Here is a 3,592-nt window from a genome sequence, read left to right as displayed (position 1 = left end):
ACCACCGTAGTAACCATTACCGGTGTTAATCGACCAGTTACCACCGGATTCACACTGGGCCAGACGATCCCAAACAGAACCGCTTGGCACTGATGGAGCTGACGCGCCGGTATTACCACCTGACGATTCGGAAGAATCAGAAGAAGCTTCTGGTTCTGGTTCTGGTTCCTTGGTTCCGCGCAGGATAACCTCGTTGGTTGGTTCCTTAGTGACTTCACGGCTGATCTCAGTCTTTTCGACTTCTTCACCGTTTTCGGTCACGATTTCATAGGTAACATTCGCGGTACCGTTGACACCTTCGGTATCAGTTTTGGTCTTACCTTTTTCGAGGCTGCTGTCGTTCTTGGTGGTGGTTTCGAATTCGACAGTTTCTTCCTCGGTGACCTCAGTTTTTTCGACAATGGTCACGGTAATCGCGGTGTCGTCGTTGATGTTCTGGTCAAGTTTTGGCGAAACCTTATCGTCTTCACCAACTTCAACGCCGGCATTGTTCAGAACATCCTGAACAGTACCGCCGCTGGTGAGGACTTCTTTGGTTTCATCAGCCACGGTGATCTCAACAACCTGTGGTAACGCGATCTCGTCGATGCGCAGCGGGGTGATCGAAGAGACACGCTCGATATTCAGTGGCTCGCCAGTTTGCTGTTCTACGTTCTCGGCGTTGGCAGTTACGCCTTTATCGGCATTGGCCTGGGTGATGACGAACGCCGCCAGGCCTCCTACTACCAGCACTAGAGCTGCAACCTGAGCAACAATCTTGGTCAGGGTGCCACGAAAAATGCTTGACATAAAGAAAATCCAAAAAGTGTTGTAGTTCCGACATCGTGGTGTTGTTCCCACGTATCGATGACATCGTCCACGACTATAACGGAAAGATAACAAAGATTACAAATCGATAACGAAGCTTTGTTGATCATTTCATCCGACTACAACATGTGCTCGAGCCATTTTACCTAGTCAATTATGAATTTTCCATAGACGCGTTCCGTGTTTTGGAAAATAACATTGCCGAGATTTTCGACAGTTTGATTACGCGTTTCAGCCAATTGATACAGCGTGTACGGCACCAGGTATGGAGCATTCGGTCGTCCCCGGTGCGGGTGGGGCGTCAGGAACGGCGAGTCGGTTTCCACCAGCAATAATTCTGGACGCATAACTTGCGCGGCCCGGCGAGCCGATTCGTTATTTTTGAAGGTCACAACACCAGAAAAAGAGGCATACCAGCCATGTTCGTTGAGGATCGCCGCCATGTGTTCGTCACCTGAGTAGGAGTGAAACACAACATGTTCGGGCAGCTGCTCTACGGAAAGCAGTGTGTCGATGACGTCGTCATGGGCTTCACGGTCGTGAATCTGTAATGCCAGTCCGAGCTCAACGGCCATTTCAATGTGTCGCTTAAATGCGTATTTTTGTATGTCCCAGTTGGCTTCGCCCTCAGTGCGGTAATAATCCAGGCCGGTTTCCCCAATGCACACGATAGCTGGGTGCTTAGCCAACTCACGGATCGTATCGATGGCTTGGTCCAGGGTGCCGTCCTCGGCGAGCTTGACTGTGTCGTTGGGGTGGATAGCTAGCGCGCCACGCAGCCTGGGCTCCTGGTCAATAGCTTGGATCGTATACCTGGCGGATTCCAGATCGGTGGCAACTTGGATTGCTCCGACCACATTGACGGTAGCTGCAGCGTCCATGACTTCGGTTGGGGTCGGTTGCACCAGGCCATCACGAAAGTCAATGTGGGCGTGGTTATCTACGACCGGAACCGGGGAGGCCGGAGGCGCTGGCGGATAGACCAGTTTGCGCTTCTTGCCAGTGTATTCATCGGTTGTTGCGCGCACGGGACCGTCGGGGTGGTGCGTGATGGTTTCCTTCGGTAGATACTGCGGTGGTGTTTGGGATCGGGCTGAGGTGGTCATGGGTTTAGCTTAATGGGATCCGCCCCGTCGAGCAGAATCTCAACGGGGCGGATAATACTTCAACGGTAATGTTCTTTAGCCTTGGGTGTGTGGATTTGGCATACCGATGTATTGCACGGTGGTGTATTCGGCAATACCTTCGGCGCCACCTTCGCGGCCAAGACCGGACTGCTTAACGCCACCAAATGGTGCCGACGCGTTGGAGATGACTCCGACGTTGTATCCGATCAGACCGAATTCGATCTGGTCAGCAACACGGATCGCACGGTTGTGGTTTTCGGTGAACAGATAGGCTGCCAGACCGTATTGCTGAGCGTTAGCCAGGCGGATGGCGTGGGCTTCGTCGCTAAATTTGACAACCGGAGCCACCGGGCCGAAGATTTCCTGGGTCAGGATTGGGGAATCTTCCAGAACCGACAGGATGGTTGGTTCGTAGAAGTAGCCGTCGCCGTCGACTTTTTTACCACCGGTGATAACTTCTGCACCGGCATCGACCGCTTCGGTGACCAGACCGTGGACGTCTTCGCGAGCTTTTTCGTCAATGATTGGCCCAATGTTGACGTCAGCTTCGGTGCCGCGGCCGACTTTGCGGGCGCGCATGGCCTCAGCAAATTTGGCCTGGAATTCATCGGCAATGTCTTCGTGAACCAGAATGCGGTTGGCAGCAGTGCAAGCTTCACCCATGTTGCGCAATTTGGCGTCCATTGCACCCTGAACGGCCTTGTCCAGGTCAGCGTCTTCGAACACAATCAGTGGCGCGTTGCCGCCCAGTTCCATCGAGGTGCGCAGCACGTTTTGTGCGGCGTCTTGCATCAGGCGCACACCCACCGAGGTCGAACCGGTAAACGAAATTTTGCGCAGCCGGGCATCTTTCATCAACGGACCAGAGATCGCCGATGCAGAAGAACCAGAGACGACGTTGAGCACACCTGCTGGCAGGCCGGCGTCAATCATGGCCTGAGCAAAGTACTGCGAGGTCAGCGGTGTTAACTGGGCTGGTTTGAGCACCATGGTAGAACCGGAAGCAACAGCTGGGCCAACTTTACGAGTTGCCATGGCCAATGGGAAGTTCCACGGGGTAACCAGCAGCGATGGACCGACTGGTTTGTGACGAACAATTGCCGTCAGGTTGTTTTCTGGGGTGTTGAAGTAACGACCGTAATGTCGAACGGTTTCTTCAGAGAACCAACGCAAAAATTCGGCACCGTAGGTGACTTCACCGCGAGCTTCAGCCAGCGGTTTACCCATTTCTAGGGTCATCAGCAAAGCGAAGTCATCAGCGCGTTCCATAACGATATCGAATGCGCGACGCAGAATTTCTGCGCGCTCCCGCGGGGCAGTCAACGCCCATTCGGCTTGGGCTTCATCAGCTGCGGTCAGGGCTTTCAGAGCGTCTTCGGAATTACCGTCTTGAATTCGCAATAGCTCTTTGCCGGTGGCTGGATCATAAACCGGTAGGGTTTTGCCAGAAGATGCTTCTACCCATTCGCCGTTGATAAGCAGGCCGGTGGGGACACGTTCCAGCAGTTCTTTTTCTTGTTGTGCGCTGACAGTCACGGATTACCTTCTTTCGATCTGTCGGATGGGCGCTGAGCGCATACGCACTCTCAGGCACCGAGAAGTTCAACTCGCCAATAAATCTAACATGTAGATATCACTGGATCGTTAGCGCCATCACG

Annotated in this window: 2 protein-coding genes and 2 pseudogenes; all 4 read right to left on the bottom strand. The window is 53.5% G+C overall.

The window, feature by feature from the left end:
• Positions 1 to 78, bottom strand: a pseudogene (locus K8V32_RS11900) (transglycosylase family protein); the annotation flags it as partial.
• A gap of 102 nt (positions 79 to 180) precedes the next feature.
• Positions 181 to 789: pseudogene (locus tag K8V32_RS11895) on the bottom strand (G5 domain-containing protein); the annotation flags it as partial.
• 164 nt (positions 790 to 953) lie between these two features.
• On the bottom strand, positions 954 to 1,913 hold the full coding sequence (locus K8V32_RS11890) for a TatD family hydrolase (protein WP_303907685.1): 960 nt from the start codon (positions 1,911 to 1,913) through the stop codon (positions 954 to 956).
• 75 nt (positions 1,914 to 1,988) lie between these two features.
• Positions 1,989 to 3,470, bottom strand: coding sequence for an NAD-dependent succinate-semialdehyde dehydrogenase (locus K8V32_RS11885; protein WP_303907682.1), 1,482 nt, complete (start codon positions 3,468 to 3,470; stop codon positions 1,989 to 1,991).
• Positions 3,471 to 3,592 lie beyond the last annotated feature (122 nt).

The sequence above is a fragment of the Enteractinococcus helveticum genome (assembly GCF_020742345.1).
Lineage (GTDB): Bacteria > Actinomycetota > Actinomycetes > Actinomycetales > Micrococcaceae > Yaniella > Yaniella helvetica_A.
Note: the sequence above shows the minus strand (reverse complement) of the source record. Positions and strands in the feature narration are given on the sequence as shown.

What these genes read in the sequence shown, in the direction of transcription:
- K8V32_RS11890 (WP_303907685.1), bottom strand. Translation starts at nt 1,913, where the DNA reads ATGACCACCTCAGCCCGATCCCAAACACCACCGCAGTATCTACCGAAG.